The organism is Prevotella dentalis DSM 3688 (assembly GCF_000242335.1).
GTDB classification, from domain to species: Bacteria; Bacteroidota; Bacteroidia; order Bacteroidales; family Bacteroidaceae; genus Prevotella; species Prevotella seregens.
The window spans coordinates 1,812,310-1,831,270 of the sequence record NC_019960.1; the positions used below are offsets into that span (position 1 = coordinate 1,812,310).

The 18,961-nt window shown below is 56.4% G+C and carries 14 protein-coding genes; 6 read left to right on the forward strand and 8 right to left on the reverse strand.

Going from position 1 to position 18,961, the window contains the following annotated elements; all coding sequences use genetic code 11:
• Positions 1-72: 72 nt before the first annotated feature.
• Positions 73-2,835, reverse strand: a complete 2,763-nt coding sequence (gene polA / locus PREDE_RS07175) for a DNA polymerase I (RefSeq protein ID WP_005845457.1) — start codon at positions 2,833-2,835, stop codon at positions 73-75.
• Between the two features lie 100 nt (positions 2,836-2,935).
• On the opposite strand from polA, the gene PREDE_RS07180 reads away from it, so the two are divergent.
• Positions 2,936-3,913 carry a polyprenyl synthetase family protein gene (locus PREDE_RS07180; RefSeq protein ID WP_005845459.1) on the forward strand — a complete coding sequence of 326 codons (978 nt, stop codon included), beginning with the start codon at positions 2,936-2,938 and terminating at the stop codon, positions 3,911-3,913.
• Between the two features lie 15 nt (positions 3,914-3,928).
• On the opposite strand, the gene deoC is transcribed toward PREDE_RS07180, so the two are convergent.
• The 7 genes from deoC to mnmG form a co-directional block, all read right to left on the reverse strand.
• Positions 3,929-4,900: a deoxyribose-phosphate aldolase gene (gene deoC / locus PREDE_RS07185; RefSeq protein WP_005845461.1), complete on the reverse strand. Its 972-nt coding sequence runs from the start codon at positions 4,898-4,900 to the stop codon at positions 3,929-3,931.
• 97 nt (positions 4,901-4,997) lie between these two features.
• Positions 4,998-5,285, reverse strand: coding sequence for a hypothetical protein (locus PREDE_RS07190; RefSeq protein ID WP_005845463.1), 288 nt, complete (start codon positions 5,283-5,285; stop codon positions 4,998-5,000).
• A gap of 51 nt (positions 5,286-5,336) precedes the next feature.
• Complete coding sequence (locus tag PREDE_RS07195; RefSeq protein WP_005845465.1) at positions 5,337-5,663, reverse strand: nucleotide pyrophosphohydrolase; 327 nt, start codon at positions 5,661-5,663, stop codon at positions 5,337-5,339.
• 33 nt (positions 5,664-5,696) lie between these two features.
• Positions 5,697-6,149, reverse strand: a complete 453-nt coding sequence (gene dtd / locus PREDE_RS07200) for a D-aminoacyl-tRNA deacylase (protein WP_005845467.1) — start codon at positions 6,147-6,149, stop codon at positions 5,697-5,699.
• A 787-nt stretch (positions 6,150-6,936) separates the two neighbouring features.
• Positions 6,937-8,850 (reverse strand): excinuclease ABC subunit UvrC, encoded by a 1,914-nt coding sequence (gene uvrC, locus PREDE_RS07205; RefSeq protein ID WP_005845471.1) that lies wholly within the window; start codon positions 8,848-8,850, stop codon positions 6,937-6,939.
• A gap of 119 nt (positions 8,851-8,969) precedes the next feature.
• Positions 8,970-9,500 carry an adenine phosphoribosyltransferase gene (locus tag PREDE_RS07210; RefSeq protein WP_005845472.1) on the reverse strand — a complete coding sequence of 177 codons (531 nt, stop codon included), beginning with the start codon at positions 9,498-9,500 and terminating at the stop codon, positions 8,970-8,972.
• Between the two features lie 216 nt (positions 9,501-9,716).
• The gene (gene mnmG / locus PREDE_RS07215) at positions 9,717-11,588 is read right to left on the reverse strand and encodes a tRNA uridine-5-carboxymethylaminomethyl(34) synthesis enzyme MnmG (RefSeq protein ID WP_005845474.1); all 1,872 of its coding nucleotides are present in this window, start codon (positions 11,586-11,588) and stop codon (positions 9,717-9,719) included.
• Positions 11,589-11,804: 216 nt separating this feature from the next.
• Here mnmG and PREDE_RS07220 point away from each other — a divergent pair, with 216 nt between their 5' ends.
• From PREDE_RS07220 to PREDE_RS07240, 5 genes are all read left to right on the forward strand, one after another.
• The gene (locus PREDE_RS07220; RefSeq protein ID WP_015298604.1) at positions 11,805-12,488 is read left to right on the forward strand and encodes a succinate dehydrogenase/fumarate reductase cytochrome b subunit; all 684 of its coding nucleotides are present in this window, start codon (positions 11,805-11,807) and stop codon (positions 12,486-12,488) included.
• A 39-nt stretch (positions 12,489-12,527) separates the two neighbouring features.
• Positions 12,528-14,507 (forward strand): fumarate reductase/succinate dehydrogenase flavoprotein subunit, encoded by a 1,980-nt coding sequence (locus PREDE_RS07225; protein ID WP_015298605.1) that lies wholly within the window; start codon positions 12,528-12,530, stop codon positions 14,505-14,507.
• Positions 14,508-14,513: 6 nt separating this feature from the next.
• Positions 14,514-15,272, forward strand: a complete 759-nt coding sequence (locus tag PREDE_RS07230; RefSeq protein ID WP_005845482.1) for a succinate dehydrogenase/fumarate reductase iron-sulfur subunit — start codon at positions 14,514-14,516, stop codon at positions 15,270-15,272.
• A gap of 565 nt (positions 15,273-15,837) precedes the next feature.
• On the forward strand, positions 15,838-17,079 hold the full coding sequence (locus PREDE_RS07235) for a THUMP-like domain-containing protein (RefSeq protein WP_015298606.1): 1,242 nt from the start codon (positions 15,838-15,840) through the stop codon (positions 17,077-17,079).
• 620 nt (positions 17,080-17,699) lie between these two features.
• Positions 17,700-18,857 (forward strand): hypothetical protein, encoded by a 1,158-nt coding sequence (locus PREDE_RS07240; RefSeq protein WP_005845491.1) that lies wholly within the window; start codon positions 17,700-17,702, stop codon positions 18,855-18,857.
• Positions 18,858-18,961: the final 104 nt, after the last annotated feature.

An 18,961-nucleotide genomic window follows, 5' to 3' on the forward strand; every position in this document is an offset into this window, starting at 1 on the left:
GCGGCCGGCAATAAAAAAAGTCAGGCCCATGCCGCCATGGCGGCATGGGCCCAGGAGACAAAAAGGGGATGTTTAGTGGGCTTCCAGCCAGTTGTCGCCCCATCCGGCGTCGGCGGTGAGAGGCACGGAGAGGGTGCAGACACCCTGCATTTCCTCAATGACGATGCGCTCCACGCGCTCAGCTTCGTCGGGAAAGACCGAGAAGTTGAGCTCGTCGTGCACCTGGAGAATCATCTTGGAGTGCAGCCCCTCGGCCTTGAACCGCTGCCAGATGCGTATCATAGCCAGCTTGATGATGTCGGCCTCGGAGCCTTGGATGGGGGCGTTGATGGCGTTGCGCTCGGCAAATCCGCGTACGGTGGCGTTGCGCGAGACGATGTCGGGCAGGTAGCGGCGGCGGCCGAACAGCGTCTCGGCATAGCCGTGTTGCCGTGCCTGCTCCTTGGCCTGCTCCATGTAGGCGTGCACTTTGGGGAAAGTAGCGAAGTAGTCGTCGATGAGTTGGCGGGCCTCGTTGTTGCCTATGTTCATGCGTTGGGCCAGTCCGAAGGTGGTGATGCCATAGATAATGCCGAAGTTGGCCTGCTTGGCTTGCTTGCGTTGAGCGTCGGTCACGGCCGCCATCTCCTTGTGCCATATCTTCGCTGCAGTGGCCCGATGGATGTCGAAACCCTCGCGAAAGGCCTCGATCATGTTCTCATCGCCCGACAGATGGGCCATAATGCGCAGTTCGATCTGGCTGTAGTCGGCCGAAAAGAAACGGCAGCCGGGCTCGGGAACGAAGCATTTGCGTATCTCCTTGCCATCGTCGTCGCGCACGGGAATGTTCTGCAAATTGGGGTCGCTCGACGAGAGACGGCCGGTGGCTGTAACGGCTTGATTGAACGAGGTGTGGATGCGACCGGTGCGTGGATTCACCAGTTTGGGCAGCGCTTCCACGTAAGTTCCGAGCAGTTTCTTGAGTCCACGGTAGTTCAAGATGTCGTCGACGATGGGTGCTTTGTCGCGCAATTGTTGCAGCACTTCCTCGGAAGTGACGTACTGTCCTGTCTTGGTCTTCTTGGGTTTCTCCACGATTTTCATTTCGCCGAAGAGGATGTCTCCCACCTGTTTGGGGCTGGAGATGTTGAAAGACTTGCCTGCCAGCTCGTAGGCATGGTGCTCATACTGCTCCATGCGCTCGGTGAAGCTGCGGCGTGTAGCGGCCAGGGCAGCCGTGTCGAGGCACACGCCGTTGAGCTCCATATCGGCCAACACCCTGACGAGCGGCATCTCAATGTCCCGGAACAGCCGCTCGGCGCCGGCCTCAGCAAGGCGTGGCTCGAGCACGTTTTTCAGCCGCAGGGTGACGTCGGCATCCTCGCACGCATATTCATAAACCTGCCGGGGGGTGAGGTCGCGCATGTTGCGCTGGCCCCGTCCCTTGGCGCCGATGAGCTCTTCGATGTGTACAGTGCGGTAGTTGAGCAGGGTTTCGGCCATGTAATCCATGTTGTGATGCAGCTCGGGTTGCAGTACATAGTGAGCCAACATCGTGTCGAACATGGGGCCTTGAACGTCTACACCATACTGCCTGAGCACCTCATAGTCGTACTTGATGTTCTGTCCTACCTTGAGGATTTCGGGGTCTTCGTAGAGCGATTTGAAGATATTGACGTATTGCAAGGCTTCTTCGCGGCTGGCCGGTATGGCCACGTAGAAGGCCTCGTTTTCCTTTACGGCGAAGCTCAATCCCACGAGTTCGGCCTCCAAAGCGTTGGTCGACGTGGTCTCTGTATCCAGACTTAAAATTTTATTTGTCCTTAAAAAGTCACAAATTTGACGGGCTTCGGCCTGACTTTCAATGAGTTTATAGTCGTGGGGCACGGTTTTAAGGCTCTCAAAATTCGATTTTTCGGGCTCGGCTTTACCGTCGGTTGGAAATTCGGCAAACAGGCTGGGCTGCGCGTTAACGACGGTTGGCGCAGTTTGTGTTTTTTTAAGAAATCGATCCGAGAGCCGCTTGAACTCCAGCCGATCGAAGACTTCGCGTAGGGCCGACTCGTCGGGATCGCAGAGCCGCAAAGCGTCGAGGTCGAGGTCGATGGGCACGTCGGTGCGTATCGTGGCCAGGAATTTTGACATGCGAATATCGTCTACTGCCTGCTCCACTTTCTCCCGCATCTTGCCCTTTAACCGGTCGGAATGGGCCATAAGCTCCTCGCAACTGCCAAACTGGTTGATGAGTTTCACGGCCGTCTTCTCGCCCACACCAGGGCAGCCGGGGTAGTTGTCGGACGCGTCGCCCATGAGGGCCAGCAGGTCGATGACCTGTGCAGCCGAGGCGATGCCATACTTCTCCTGAATCTCTTTTTCGCCGATTTTATCGTATCCGCCGCCATGCCGCGGGCGAAACATGTAGACGTTGGGCCTGATGAGCTGGCCATAGTCCTTGTCGGGAGTGAGCATATAGGTCTCCACGCCGGCCTCGCCGGCTTTCCGGGAGAGGGTGCCAATCACGTCGTCGGCCTCGAAGCCGTTGGCCTGGAGCACGGGGATGTGCATGGCGTGCAGGATTTCCTGGATGAAAGGCACGGAGAGCTTGATGTCCTCGGGCGTTTCGTCGCGCTGCGCCTTGTAGGCCGGGAAAGCCTCGTGGCGGAATGTCTTGCCATGGTCGAACGCCACACCGAGGTGCGTGGGCTGCTCCTTGTCGATGATTTCGCGCAGCGTATTGCAGAAGCCCAGCACGGCAGAGGTGTTGAATCCCTTGGAGTTGATGGTGGGACGATTGATGAAAGCGTAATACGAACGGAAGATGATGGCGTAGGCATCAAAGAGGAAGAGTTTGCTCATAATCTGTGGAATTTACCCGTAAAATTACGAATTTTTTGCCACATCGCCTGTGCATTATCCGATAAAATCCGTAATTTTGTGTCGAATTTTAAATGCGCTCATGGATTATTTAGCCACCATCAAACAACCCATCACCTCGGAGTTGAACGATTACACAGAGCTGTTCGACCGGTCGTTGTCGCACACCGACGGGCTGTTGGCCCAGGTGCTCGACCACATTCGCAGCCAGGAGGGTAAAAGGATGAGGCCCATGCTCATCCTGTTGATGGCCAAGAATTTCGGCAATATTTCGCCGGTCACGCTCCATGCCGCCGTCGGTCTGGAACTGTTGCACACGGCATCGCTGGTGCACGACGACGTGGTCGACGAGAGCAGCGAGCGTCGAGGACAGCGGTCGGTCAATGCAGAGTACAACAATAAGGTGGCCGTACTCGTGGGTGACTATATTCTTTCGACCTCGTTGCTCCACATGAGCTACACACATAGCGAGACCATTGTGCGCCATTTGGCCGAGCTGGGGCGAACGCTCTCCAACGGCGAGCTGCTGCAACTGTCCAACATTCAGAGCACCGAACTGTCGGAATCGGTCTACTATCAGGTCATCAGACAGAAGACGGCAGCCCTTTTCGAGGCCTGTGCCGCCATCGGCGCGCTGTCGGCCGGGGCCGACGAGGCCGACATTCAGGCGGCCAAACGCTTCGGCCAGAACCTGGGCATCATCTTCCAGATACGCGACGACATCTTCGACTATTACGATAAATCGGAGATAGGCAAGCCCACGGGCAACGACATGGCAGAGGGAAAACTCACGCTGCCCGCCATCCGCGCCATCAACGCCACGGGCGACGAACAGATGATGCAGCTGGCCCAAAAGGTGAGGATGGGCACGGTGACAGCCGACGAAATAGCCCGGCTGGTGGCTTTCACCAAGGCCAACGGCGGCATAGAATACGCCGACAGGCGCATGTGGGACTTCCATGCCGACGCCATGGTCTTCATCGAAAACGAGGTACGCGATGAGGCGGTGAAGACCAGTCTCAGGGCGTACCTCGACTATGTGATAGAGCGCGACAAGTAAGCCGGAGGCTCTTTCTTAGAAGAATTTCACCTCCTCGCCCGTGATTTCACTGAGCAGCAGGTTGGTGAGACGGCTGGTTCCCAGGCGGAACCATTGGTTGGTGAGCCATTGCTCACCGAGAACTTCCTTGACAATCGTGTAGTAGATCACGGCATCCATCACGGTGTTGATGCCGCCGGCCGGCTTCAGACCCACCTGGATGCCCGTCTTGTCGTAGTACTCCTTGATGGCCTGGCACATCACGTAGACGTCCTGCGGCGTGGCCCCGCCCTTGTCTTTGCCGGTGGAAGTCTTGATATAATCGGCGCCCGCATACATGGAGAGCAGCGACGCCCGCTTCACGTTGGAGAGGCTTCCGAGCAGACAATTCTCGAGAATTACCTTCATAGGCACGTCGCCGCAGGTCTGTTTCAGCTCGCTGATTTCGTCGCACGCACCCTCGTAGTCGCCGCAGAGGAACTTGCCCACGGGCATCACGATGTCCACGTTTGTGGCTCCATCCTTGATGGCCAGTGCGGTCTCGGCCACCTTGACCTCGATAAACGTCTGAGACGAAGGGAAACTGCCCGATACGACGGCTATTTCAACGCCCTCCACCTCGAGCGTGTCTTTCACGGCTTCGGCGAAGTTCGGATACACGCAGATGGTGGCCACGTGGGGCAGGTCGGGGTAGGCGGAGTCGAAACGGTTGACCTTTTGCACCATCTCCATGATTTTCAGGTCGTAGTCGGCCGTGCTCAACGAGGTGAGTTCCACGCTGCCGAAGAGGAATTTCTTCACCTCGACGGTGTCGTTCGCGGGCACTTTCTCGGCGATGAGCCGCTTCAGTGCCTCGGCCACCTGGGCCTCGTCCACGTTGCAGTTGTACTTGGCCAGTGCTGCTTCATACTTGTTTGTAGGCTGTGTGTTGCCGTTGCGCTGGGCTTCTACCTGGGCTTTCAGGCTGCCCGCGCCGGTGTTGGGTTCAATGTCTTTTGTGTAAGCCATAAGAATTGATGGGTTCGTTATTATTTGTATTTACTTTCGTGTTGCGGAGGCCGTGGGGTAGGGGCTTTGCCCACCTTGCTACCTGCCGTGTGCTGTTTTAGACGCAGGCCTCGCGGATGCTCCAAATCCATAGCGCGATGAGCAGCAGATTCATGTAGAGATGCCTGTCTTTCCACGCGCCTTGACGCAGTAGCGGCCAGATGGTTTTCAGCGCGAGGGGCATGACAAGTGTCAGTGCAGCAGCCTGTTGCCATGGGTCGGCCATGTCGTGGTACTGGGCGAAGAGATAGTAGACAAACCATGCAAGGCCCATAATGGTCAGGCCCAAGACGATGATGTTCAGCGTCTTGGACTCGCGCTTGGGAGTTAATGAATTCTGGTTCATATCGTTGATTATTAGTTGATTACGCTGTTTCTTCCATACTGTGGGCCGTCGTCAGCCCTGCAGCTTCGGGTTTTCCTTGTGCCGGGTGGCGTCGCGGCGGGTCTTTTTCTCGAAGCTCTTGCGCAGCTCTTCGGTGAGGTCCACGCCCGTTTGGTTGGCCAGACAGCAGAGCACCCACAGCACATCGGCCATCTCCTCGCCCAGATTGTCGGTCTCGCCGGGCTTGAAGCTCTGGTCGCCATAGCGTCGCGCCATCACGCGGGCCAGTTCGCCCACCTCCTCCGTGAGCACAGCCATGTTGGTCAGCTCCGAGAAATAGCGCACACCCGTGACCTTAATCCATTGGTCTACAGCGTCTTGTGCTTCTTTAATAGTCATGGTTCAGTCTCCGAATATAGGTTTCGCGGTCTCTCACTCCTTGTTCTTCGTGTCCATGCAGATGGTCACGGGCCCGTCGTTCACGAGTGCCACCTCCATCATGGCCCCAAACTCGCCGGTGCCCACGGGCTTGCCCAGCGCCTCGGAGAGCAGCTGGCAGAACCGCCGGTAGAGGGGGATGGAGAGGGCATGGGGCGCGGCTTTGAGCCAGCTGGGGCGGTTGCCTTTCTTGTAGCTGGCCATGAGGGTGAACTGCGACACCACGAGAATGTCGCCGCCCACGTCCATGATGCTGCGGTTCATCACGCCCTCGGCATCGTCGAAGACACGTAGCCCCACCACCTTGCGCACGAGCCACTGCGCGTCGTCCTCGGTGTCGGCGGCCTCAATGCCCAGCAGAATGAGGTAGCCCGGCCCGATGGCCGACTTCGTGTGGCCGTCGATGGCGACGGAAGCGCTGCTGACGCGCTGGATGACGATTCTCATATTCGTTTTGGAGATAATGCCCCACAAAGATAGTGAAAAGCCTTGAATGGGCCAACAATAAGCGTGTAAATTCCGCGTTCCTGCGGTGTTCTTGATGCCATGGGGGAGAAATGGAGGGGCTGTGTGCGCGGTTTGTTGGTGATGGTGGGGGATGATGGCCGGCTCGGAGGCCGGCCCCCTATGGCGAAACCCTTTGTCGGGGCCATGCCGCGTGTGGGTAATCTTCTCATGGCCATGGATTTATCGTGTTGTGATAACGGCGTAATCGCCCTATGAATACGGCGTAAACGCGGGGCGATTACGCCGCAATCACCCCGCGTTTACGCCGCAATTGTGTGGCGTTTGCGCCCTTGTGCCGATACCATTGCCACTGTTCCCCAAGTCGTACTTCCGTCTTCGGCAGCTCCTTTCTCTGGCCTATATCCTCCTTATCCCCCTCCTATATCCTCCTATCCTGGCCTATTGGTGCCTCTGTTTCCTCCTCATCGTGCTTCTTTGCCTCGGTTGTTCGCCTCCTTATCCCCTCCTATATCCTCCTATCCCGGCCTATTGGTGCCTCTATCCCCTTCTCATCGTGCTTCTTTGCCTCAGTTTTTTGCCTCCTTATCCCCTCCTATATCCTCCTATCCCGGCCTATTGGTGCCTCTGTTTCCTCCTCATCGTGCTTCTTCGCCTCGGTTGTTCGCCTCCTTATCCCCTCCTATATCCTCCTATCCTGGCCTATTGGTGCCTCTATCCCCTTCTCATCGTGCTTCTTTGCCTCGATTTTTTGCCTCCTTATCCCCTCCTATATCCTCCTATCCTGGCCTATTGTTACCTCTATCCTCTCCTCATCGTGTTTCTTCGCCTCATTCTTCGCCTCCTCTTCTTCCTCTCTACGGAAGAAATCAAAGACGATTTGGGCCTTCGACGGGCCGATAATGGTAGCAATTTCATCGACTGCTGCACCCTTGATGTTTCTCACTGATTTAAAGTGTTTTAGGAGCATGTCTTTGGTTACTGGGCCTATACCTTTAATGTCGTCCAGCGCAGAGTGGAGCGCCTGCTTGGAGCGCTTGTCACGATGAAAGGTGATGGCATAGCGGTGCACCTCGTCCTGAATCTGCGTGAGCACGTGGAAAAGCTCGCTTTTCACGTCCACGCCCACCGTCTGCGGCGGCCAGCCGTAGAGCAGTTCGTTGGTGCGGTGGCGGTCGTCCTTGGCCAGTCCGGCAATGGGAATCTGGAGGCCGAGCTCGCCCTCCACCACCTCGCGCACCACATCCATCTGTCCCCGGCCGCCGTCGGTGATGATAAGGTCGGGCAGCGGCGTGCCCTCTTCCATCATTCGGCTGTATCGCCGCCTCACCACCTCCTGCATCGACGCATAGTCGTCGGGGCCTGTAACGGTCTTGATGTTGTATTTGCGGTAGTCCTTGCGCGAGGGTTTCATGCCTTTGTAGACGATGCAACCGGCCACGGCGTCGGTGCCCGAGATGTTGGAATTGTCGAAACACTCTATCTGATAAGGCATTTTGGGCAGTCGCAGCTTGGCTTGCAGCTCCTTCATCAGGCGGGTCTGCTTCTGCTCGGGATTCAGTTTTTCAGCCTGTTTCAGCCGGTCAAACCTGTACTGCTTGCCGTTCATGAGCGACAGTTCCAGCAGGTGTTTCTTGTCGCCGCGCTGGGGCACGAAGAAGTCTGCATCCTTGATTTTCCACTCCATTTCAAAGGGAACGATGATCTCTTTTGCCCGACTTTGGAAGCGGTTGCGTATCTCTGGTATGGCCTGTATGAGCAGGTCTTCGTCGCTTTCGTCCAGTTTGCGTTTGTATTCGTAGGTGAAACTCTGGTTGATGGTGCCGTTCTTCACGTGTATGTAGTTGATAAACGCGTTCTTGCGCAGGCCGTCATCGGTGATGGTGAACACGTCCACGTCCTGTATGGTGTGGCTCACCACCTCGCTTTTCGACACGAAATCCTCAAGCATTAGGTAGCGTTGCTTCAACCGCTCGGCCTCCTCGAACTTCATAATTCGGGCATTTGCCATCATGCGCTGGTAGAGCCAATCGCTCAGTTGACGGGTGTTGCCCTTGAGAACCTCGCGTGCCTGCCGCATGTTCTCCTGATAGTCCTCGTAGCTCTGCTTGCCCACGCAGCAGCCGTCGCAGTTGTGAATGTGGTACTCCAGGCAGGGCTTATAGCGGTGTTCGGCCACGCCCTCGCGGGTGATGGGCTGCCGACAGCTGCGCGGTTTGAACACTTTGGCGATGAGTTCCAGCACGTTGGCCATGGCAGAGACATGTGGAAAGGGACCGAAATACGTGCCGGTCTTCTTGTTGATATTCCTCGTGCGGAAGATGCGGGGGAAGTATTCGTTGGTGATACAGATGCTGGGGTAGGTCTTTCCGTCTTTCAACAGCACGTTGTAACGCGGGTTGTACTTCTTGATGAGCGAGTTCTCAAGCAGCAATGCGTCCTCTTCGGTGTTGACTACAGTGTAGGAAATGTCCCTGATTTTGCTCACGAGCACCTTCGTCTTGAACCTGTCCACCTCTTTATGAAAGTATGTAGACACCCGGCTCTTCAGTTTCTTGGCCTTGCCCACATAGATAATCGTGTGCTCGTCATCGTAGAATTGATAGCTGCCCGGCAGTTCGGGCATGCTCTGTACAATGTTCTTCAGATAGGCCAGACGCTTTTCGTTTTCTTCCTTTGTCATCTTTTGTCTTCCCGTTTATATACTGGTGTTTCGCCGTTGACGCGTTTCACGTGAAACGAAGCAAGGGCGGAGCCGCATGAACCCCGCCCTTGCGGCTTCTTGAGTCTTGCTTGCGCGTCTTAGAATTTCAGCAGACTCGTAATTTCAATGTCCTTGTCGAACGTGTCGCGGGCATGGGAAAACTCGCTGTTCAGCTCGATCAAGAAGTTGCAATAAATCTTCTTTGGGTGGAACTTGCGCACGAGATCGCAGGCGGCTTTCATCGTTCCGCCCGTGGCAAGCAGGTCGTCATGGAGCAGCACTACGTCGTTTTCGTTGATGGCATCCTTGTGTATTTCGATGGTGTCGATGCCGTATTCCTTGGCGTAACTCTCCTGCACGGTCTGGCAAGGCAGCTTGCCGGGCTTGCGGCAAAGCACGATTCCTGCCCCCAGGAGGTAGGCAAGGGCCGAGCTCATCACGAAGCCGCGGCTCTCTATACCCACTATTTTGGTGATGCCTTTGTCTTTGTAGAGGTCGAAGAGCTCGTCGCTCAGAATCTTGACACACTCTGGTGTCTTGAAGAGTGTGGTCACGTCTCTGAAGTTTACTCCCTTGATGGGCCAGTCTGGAATGCTTCGCAGATTGGCCAACAGAATCTCATTGTTCATCTTTTGCGTTTTACTTGAATATCTAATAGGTTGTTGTTCAGTTGCTTATTTGGGTTGTCGTTTCACGTGAAACGGCGCAGCGGTTGACGTTAAATCGCAGCTTGCACCCTGTGCTGCAGCTGCTCGTTTCGCATACGCCGCTTCTTGGTTTGGAGAATGGTTGTTGTTTGTTTGGTGTGGAACATGATACGGTGTGTGTTGCACTTGCTGTCGGCGTTATCTGCCCAGCAAAATCAGCAGTACATTGATGTCACTCGGCGACACGCCCGGTATGCGGCTCGCCTGTGCCAAGGTGTCGGGGTCGATGCGTTCCAGCTTTTGGCGCCCTTCGGTGCTTATCTCCTTGAGCTCGCTGTAACGGAAGCGGCCTTTGATTTGGATGTCTTCAAGACGGTGCATTTTGTCGGCCACCATCTTTTCCCGCTCGATATATCCTTTATATTTAATCCGGATTTCAGCTCCCTCGCAAATCTCCTCCTTGCGGTTCTCGGGCGCATTCATCACGGCTCTGAGCCCTGGAATGATGTCTGCGAGCGCATTCATCGTGATTTGTGGACGGCCAATCAGGTCGGCTATTTTGCAGCTCACGCGGAGTGGGGTGGTACCCAAGGCTTCGAGTGCGCCGTTGATTTCGGAGGGTTTCACTGCGGTCTCATTGCAGAATTGGACGATTCTTTCGATGGATAGCTTCTTTTGCATCCACCAGTCGTAACGGTCGCGCTGGGCCAGTCCAAGGCGATAGGCGGTCTCGGTGAGACGGGCATCGGCATCGTCCTGCCGTAACAGGATGCGGTATTCGGCCCGGGAGGTAAACATGCGGTAGGGTTCGTCCACTCCCTTGGTCGTGAGATCGTCGATGAGAACACCGATATAGCTCTCGTCGCGCTTCATTACAAAGGGTTTGCTGTCCGCGCAGTACAGGGCGGCGTTGATGCCTGCAACGGTTCCCTGTCCGCCGGCTTCCTCGTAGCCTGTGGTGCCGTTCACTTGGCCTGCAAGGAAGAGTCCGCCCACGATCTTCGACTCGAGCGAGTGCTTGAGCTGCGTAGGGTCGAAGTAATCGTACTCGATGGCGTAGCCCGGCCGGTAGATTTTTACGTCGCGCAAGGCGGGTATCTGGCGCAGAGCACGGAGCTGTGTCTCCATCGGCATGGACGATGAGAAGCCGTTTAAGTACATTTCGTTGGTGTCTTCGCCCTCTGGTTCGATGAAGAGGGGGTGTTGTTCTTTGTCCGGAAAGGTGACGAGTTTGGTCTCAATAGACGGGCAATAACGAGGCCCAGTGGACTGTATTTGACCGTTGAAAAGGGGAGAATTTGCGATGTCGGCACGCAGAATGTCGTGTGCCTCGGGGGTGGTGTAGCAGGTCCAGCAGGGTAGGGACTTCAGCGCGTGCTGCGACCGCAGGTAGCTGAACTGGTGGAAGTCGTGCTCGCCGGGCTGTTCTTCGGTGTCCTCGAAGTGGATGGTGCGCTTGTCCAGACGCACGGGCGTCCCGGTTTTCATGCGTGCCGCACGGATGCCCCAGCGTGTAATCGACTCCGTGAGCCCTGTTACGGCGGGCTCGGCACAGCGTCCACCCGGATATTGGCGGCGGCCAATGTGCAACAATCCGTTCAGAAACGTGCCGGCAGTGACGACTACACTCTTGGCCCGTAGCTCTACGCCCCAGATGGTGCGCACGCCTACGGCCTCGCCGTTTTCCACCAGCAGCTCCTCGGCTTGGTCCTGCCAGAGGTCGAGATTGGGCGTGCGGTCGAGTGCGCGACGCCATTCCCAAATGAACTTGCCACGGTCGCACTGAGCCCGGGGAGACCACACGGCCGGTCCCTTGCCCTTATTGAGCATGCGGAACTGAATGGCCGTGGCGTCAGTAACAAGCCCCATTTGTCCGCCCAGCGCGTCGATTTCGCGCACAATTTGTCCTTTGGCAATACCCCCAATGGCGGGGTTGCAGCTCATCTGCCCTATCTTGTTCATGTCCATGGTTACCAGACACGTCTTGGCTCCCATGCGTGCAGACGCTGTGGCGGCCTCGCATCCGGCATGTCCTCCGCCGATAACGAGCACGTCATAACACAATTTCATCACTGTTTTCTTTTTGCGCAAAAGTAAGAAATTAAATCGAATTTTTGCTGTTTTTACTTTGATTAATCACTAAAATATAGTATTTTTGCAGTCAAATACCAAGACATTGATACCTAAAACAGGGTATTCCGGAGGTATCATCAGCAGTAAATGACGCAGTTTGTACAGGTTCCTGATATTATATCTAACATTTAAATAATTTAAAATCAATCATTTATGTGGTTAATCAATTCTCCAATTGGTAGAAAAGTTGTGATGTCGTTAACCGGCATTTGCCTTATTCTATTCCTGACTTTCCACTGCTGCATGAATGTCGCTGCGTTCTTTTCTGGGGATGCTTACAACATGGTGTGCAGGTTTCTGGGGAGCAACTGGTATGCGGTCATCGGCACAATCGGCCTTGGCGCCCTCGCGGTGGGGCACATTGTCTACGCTTTTATCCTTACGGCCCAGAACCGTCGCGCCCGCGGTGGCGAGCGTTACGCCGTGAATGGAACCTACGGACAGGTGAGCTGGGCCTCGCAGAACATGCTCGTGCTCGGCCTGATTATCCTTATTGGCATCCTGCTTCACCTCTACAATTTCTGGGGACACATGATGTTTGCCGAGCTGGCCGGCATACAGGTTGCCCATGACCCGGCCGACGGTTTCGCCTGGATTGAGGAGACTTTTGCCAATCCTGTTTACTCCATTCTCTATTTAATCTGGATTGTTGCCATTTGGTTCCACCTCACTCATGGCTTTTGGAGTGCCATGCAGACGCTGGGCGTGAGCGGCAAGGTGTGGCTGAAGCGCTGGCAATGTATCGGTCTTGTGTATGTCACCATCCTGATGGGAGTCTTCGCCGTCCTCGTGCTCTCCTTCTGGCTTGGGCTTGCTCCCAGCATGTGCTGTGCTTAATTTGTCATTCAACATTCATCTTTTCATTAAGTTTTGATTATGTCACAAATAAATTCCAAGATTCCAGAGGGCCCCGTGGCCGAGAAATGGACCAACTATAAAGCTCACCAACGCTTGGTGAATCCTAAGAATAAGCTGAAGCTCGACGTCATCGTGGTGGGCACCGGACTGGCTGGAGCAAGTGCCGCCGCCTCGTTGGGCGAGATGGGTTTCAACGTGCTCAACTTCTGTATTCAGGACTCCCCGCGCCGAGCTCACTCCATTGCCGCACAGGGAGGCATCAATGCCGCCAAGTGTTATCAGAACGATGGAGACTCCGTTTACCGCCTGTTCTATGACACTGTAAAGGGTGGTGACTACCGTGCCCGCGAGGCCAACGTGTACCGTTTGGCCGAGGTGAGCAACAATATCATCGACCAATGCGTGGCCCAGGGCGTGCCTTTTGCCCGCGAATACGGCGGCATGCTGGCCAATCGCTCCTTTGGTGGCGCCCAGGTTAGCCGTACTTTTTATGCCAAGGGACAGACCGGACAGCAGCTGTTGCTCGGCGCCTACTCGTCGCTGATGTGCCAAGTGCATGCCGGCAAAGTGAAGCTTTATACCCGCTACGAGATGGAAGACGTGGTCATCGTAGACGGCCGAGCCCGCGGCATCATCGCCAAAAACCTCGTGAGTGGCAAGCTGGAGCGTTTCACTGCCAATGCCGTAGTGCTGGGTACGGGCGGTTACGGCAACACCTATTTCCTGTCTACCAATGCCATGGGCTGCAACTGCACGGCTGCCGTACAGGCTTATCGCAAGGGCGCTTACTTTGCCAACCCCTGCTATGTGCAGATTCATCCCACCTGCATTCCCGTGCATGGCGACAAGCAATCCAAGCTCACTCTGATGTCGGAATCGCTTCGTAACGACGGCCGTATCTGGGTGCCCAAGAAGCTTGAAGACGCTAAAGCTCTCCAGGCAGGTGCCAAACAGGGGTGGGAAATCCCCGAGGAGGACCGTGACTACTACCTGGAGCGTCGCTACCCCGCCTTTGGCAACCTTGTGCCGCGTGACGTTGCTTCGCGTGCCGCCAAGGAGCGTTGCGACAAGGGCTTTGGCGTGAACAATACTGGTTTAGCCGTATTCCTCGACTTCTCGGAGTCTATCAACCGCCTCGGTCTCGACGAAATCATGCAGCGTTATGGCAACCTTTTCGAGATGTACGAGGAGATTACCGACGTGTTCCCCGGCGATTTGGCCAACGAGATCAACGGTGAGAAGTACTACAAGCCCATGATGATCTTCCCCGCGATACACTATACAATGGGTGGCATCTGGGTGGACTATGAGCTCCAGACCTCCATCACCGGCCTGTTTGCCATCGGTGAGTGCAACTTCTCCGACCACGGCGCCAACCGCCTGGGAGCCTCGGCCCTGATGCAGGGCCTGGCCGACGGCTACTTCGTGCTGCCTTACACCATCCAGAACTACCTGGCCGATCAGGCCATTTGGCCCAAGATTCCCACCACGGCTCCCGAGTTCGACGCTGCCGAGAAAGCTGTCGAGAGCGAGATTGACCGCCTGATGAACATCAAGGGCAAACGCTCCGTAGACTCCATTCACAAGGAGCTCGGCCACATCATGTGGGAGCACGTGGGCATGGGCCGCACCAAGGAGGGCCTCGAAGAGGGCCTGCGACTCATTGCCAAACTGCGCAAGGAGTTCGACACCAACCTCTTCATCCCCGGCAAGAAAGACGGTCTGAACGTGGAGCTCGACAAGGCCATCCACCTTCGCGACTTCATCCTGATGGGCGAACTCATCGCCCACGACGCCCTTTCGCGCAACGAAAGCTGCGGCGGCCACTTCCGCGAGGAGCACGCCACACCCGAAGGCGAGGCTGCGCGCGACGATGAAAACTACTTCTATGTGGGCTGCTGGAAGTATCAAGGCAATGATGAAACCGCTCCCGAATTGCTCAAGGAGCCTCTGGAGTATGAGGCGATCAAGGTACAAACACGTAACTATAAGAATTAAAAAACTATGGCAAGAAATATCAGTTTCACGATTAGGTACTGGCGTCAGAACGGACCAACGGCCAAGGGTCACTTTGACACACACGAGATGAAAGACATCCCCGATGACACTTCATTCCTCGAAATGCTCGACATTCTCAACGAAGAGCTCATCGAGGCCGGCGAGGAGCCGTTCGTTTTCGACCACGACTGCCGCGAGGGCATCTGCGGCATGTGCTCGCTCTACATCAACGGCACGCCGCACGGAAAGACCGAACGCGGCGCCACCACCTGCCAGCTCTACATGCGCCGCTTCAACGACGGCGACGTCATTACCGTCGAACCCTGGCGTTCGGCCGCTTTCCCGGTCATCAAAGACTGCATGGTGGACCGCTCGGCTTTCGACAAAATCATTGCCGCCGGCGGTTACAACACCATCCGAACAGGCCAGGCTCAGGACGCCAACGCCATCTTGATTTCCAAGGAAGCGGCCGACGAGGCCATGGACTGCGCCACCTGCATCGGCTGCGGCGCCTGCGTGGCCGCCTGCAAAAATGGCTCTGCCATGCTGTTCCTCTCGTCCAAAGTGAGCCAGCTTGCCCTGCTGCCCCAGGGACGTCCGGAGGCTGCCAAGCGTGCCAAGAACATGATTGCGAAGATGGAAGAGCTCGGCTTCGGCAACTGCACCAACACCCGCGCCTGCGAGGCCGTGTGCCCCAAGAACGAGTCGATAGCCAACATCGCCCGTCTGAACCGCGAGTACATCGCTGCCAAGCTGGCCGACTAACCGACCCGTCCAAGGCTCCATTCACAGCCCCCTGCGGCATCCCGGCACCGGGAGCCGCAGGGGGCTTTTGCGTGTCAGCCCGTCGGCAGCTCCTGTTCCGGGCCGGCAAAGAGACTCGAAGAAAGGGGGCTGCCCATTAATATAAGGTGTGCGGGCAGCCCGGACAGGCGAGCATCTTCGCAGAAAAAGGAGGGGCTGCCATCGAAAAAAGGGGTATATCCGCTATCTTCCGGATATACCCCTTCTTGCTTAGAAGCAGTTATGATAATATCTATCTGAAACTGAGAGTTACTGATACCAAATTTCACCGCCGATGTTTTGCGGCTGGTTGTTGTCGGTTTCTTCCGGCTTAATCAGCGGATCCTGGAAGATTCCGGCAAGTGTTTGAAGATTTTTGTTCATGTTCATGGCGTTCGTCGAATGATTGGTTTATACCTATTTATCGAGACAAAGATAGGGAAAATATCAATACCACGCAATACCTAAAACGCGTTATTTCTATCAATAAGGATTAAAAAACTATAATTTGATATTGAATCGTGCATAAATTGTGTATCTTCGTAACATGTTTTTTACCGAGGACACCCGACAGTTCATTCTCGACCACCGGCTGGACGATGCTGGCCGGCTGGCTTTGCTGTGCCACCGTTACCCGGGCGTGGACATGCCTTTCGCGCTCAACCAGATACAAGGCTGGCAGACGGCACGCTGCAAACTGCCCTCCTGGGCGGCCACCGAGGGCATACTCTATCCGCCCCACCTCAACATGGAGCAGTGCAGCTCCGAGTCCACGGCCCGCTACAAGGCCGGGCTGCTGGAGGCAGCGGGCGGCAGAACGCTCGTCGACCTGACGGGAGGCTTCGGCGTGGACTTCTCGTTCATGGCCCGGTCGTGCCGTCGTGCGGTCTATGTGGAGCGCAACGCACAGCTGTGCGAACTGGCCCGTCACAACTTCTCGGTACTGGGACTGACGCAGGCCGAGGTGGTCTGCAGCGACGCTGAGGACGCGCTGCGCCGGCTGCCCGTCCGTCCCCCGGGGGCCGACGCCCCCATCATCTACCTCGATCCGGCCCGCCGCGACACCCACGGCCGCAGGGTATTCGGCATCGAAGACTGCACGCCCGACGTGGCTGCGCTGCGCAACGAGCTGCTGCAGCGGGCCCGCACGGTCATCGTCAAGCTCTCGCCCATGCTCGATTGGCACGCCGCCGTGCGCACGCTCTCGGCTGCGGGCGGTGTGGCTGTAGACGTGCACATCGTTTCGGTGGCCAACGAATGCAAGGAGCTGCTCTTGGTGCTCACCCGCCATGAAGGCCTCGAAGCCGATGAAATGGACGTTTCCTTGCCATCCCTGCCCCGGCGTGTGGTCTGCGCGAACGATGGGCAGCAGTTTGTCTGCCATCCCTCCGCCACTCCGCGGCAACCGCTTTTGGCCGCTCCCGACGCCCGTTCGTCGTGGCTGCTTGTGCCCAATGCCAGCGTGATGAAGGCCGGTTGCTTTGCCGAGCTCTCGCATGCGTTTTCCCTGCCGCAGCTCGACCGCGACTCCCATCTCTTCGTCTCGTCGGCCCCCGTGCCGGCATTTCCCGGCCGTCAATTCCAGATTCTTTCCATTTCATCGATGAACAAGCGGGAGCTCAAGCAGGCCCTCGCCGGAATTTCTCAGGCCAATATTGCCGTGCGCAACTTCCCGCTCTCGGCCGACGAACTGCGCCGGAGGCTCCGGCTTAGAGACGGTGGTGGCACCTATGTGTTTGCCACTACCTGGCGGTCGCGCCACGTCGTTATTGTGGCGCGGAGGGGGTAAGGGTCTTGTCTCATCAGGTTTTTGTGGTTGCAATCCCTCGTCCATGGGTGCCGGCCCGCCCGTTTGGCGCAAACGTTCAATGGTTGAAAGGGATGTTTTTGCCGGGTGACGTGAATGCCTTGGCGGGCATGCGACCCGGCATGGAGGTCGGCCCCTACGCCAAAACCCATTGTCGTGGTTCTGTCAAATGGGGGATATGGCCGTTTCAACACGGTTTTATCGTGTTGCGTCTACGGCGTAATCGCATCGTGAATACGCCGTAAACGCGCGGCGATTTCGGTGGAATCGCACGGCGAATACGGTGTAATCGGGCGGCGGGCTTCCTGGGCTGTTTTTTTCATAACCTGCTTTCGCCATCCATTCCACTTCTTCTTGCAGTTCCTTTCCCCTTGCTTTTGCCGCCCCTTTCATCCACTCTTGTTCCCCATCCTATCTGCTTGCACTCCCCGTTCCACCCCTTCACACCGCATGCTCCACCGGCTCCCGTCCCTCTCTCCACCCATCGGCTGCCCTCCGATTTTGCCATATCGGCTTGATAATTTGCCGTTTTCCTTTGGCCTTGTGCCCGATTTTGCGTATTTTTGCACGTTAGACACGTATATTCATCAATTAGCAAAACCATGTCGGTAGAAATCAAGAGGGTCGAAAGTCGAGGAGATTTGAAGACGTTCATAGACTTCCATTATGATTTGTATGCGGGCAATCCTTACGACGTGCCCACGCTTTTCAGTGACGATCTCAACACGTTGAGCCGCGACAAAAACGTGGCGTTCGACTTCTGTGAGGCCGAATATTTCCTGGCCTACAAGGACGGAAAGCTGACCGGCCGCGTGGCCGCCATCATCAATCACCGCGCCAATGAGAGGTGGAATGTACGGGACGTGCGCTTCGGCTGGATAGACTTTGTGGACGACATGGAGGTGAGCCGGGCCCTGCTTCAGGCTGTGGAGGACTATGGGCGGAGCAAGGGAATGACCGCCATTGTGGGGCCCTTGGGCTTCACCGACATGGATCCCGAGGGCATGCTGACCGAGGGATTCGACAAGCTCGGCACCATGGCCACCATCTACAACTACCCATACTATCCCCGTCACCTCGAGCAACTCGGCGGCTGGACCAAGGACAACGACTACGTGGAGTACTTCCTGTCCATGCCCGAGAAAGTTCCCGAGAAGTTCAGCAAACTGGCCGAGCTCATCGAGCAGCGATACAACCTGCACGTCAAAAAGGTGACCCGCGAGGATGTGAGGAACGGTTACGCCCGTAAGCTCTTCGAGATCATCAACGAGACCTACGCCGATCTCTATGGCTTCGTCTCGCTCACCGACCGACAGATAGACCAGTATGTCAAGATGTACCTGCCCGCACTCGACCTCAATCTGGTGACGGTCATCGTCGATGGCAACAAGAACGACAAGATTGCGGGCGTGGGCATCACCATGCCCTCGCTCTCGCGGGCGTTGCAAAAGTGCCGTCGCGGGCGGCTGTGGCCCTGGGGATGGTGGCACGTGCTGCGCGCCATCAAGTTCCACAAGACCGAGGGTGTGGACCTGCTGCTCGTGGGCTTCCTGCCCGAGTACCGGGCCAAGGGGGCCAACGCCCTGCTTTTTGCCGATCTCATCCCCCGCTACATCGAGTATGGTTTCAAGTGGGGCGAGAGCCAGGTAGAGATGGAAAACAACAGCGGCGTGCAGGGACAGTGGAGCGCACTGGACCATACGCTGCACAAGCGGCGGCGTTGCTACCGCAAGGAATTAACGGACATGCCGGCGCAGTAACGGTCTGCCGGCATCCGGACAATCATACAACGAATCATGCCAGACGACAAGAACTTCAATACAGCGGGGCAGGAAATCAACGCCCCCGCACACCCCTCAGTAGA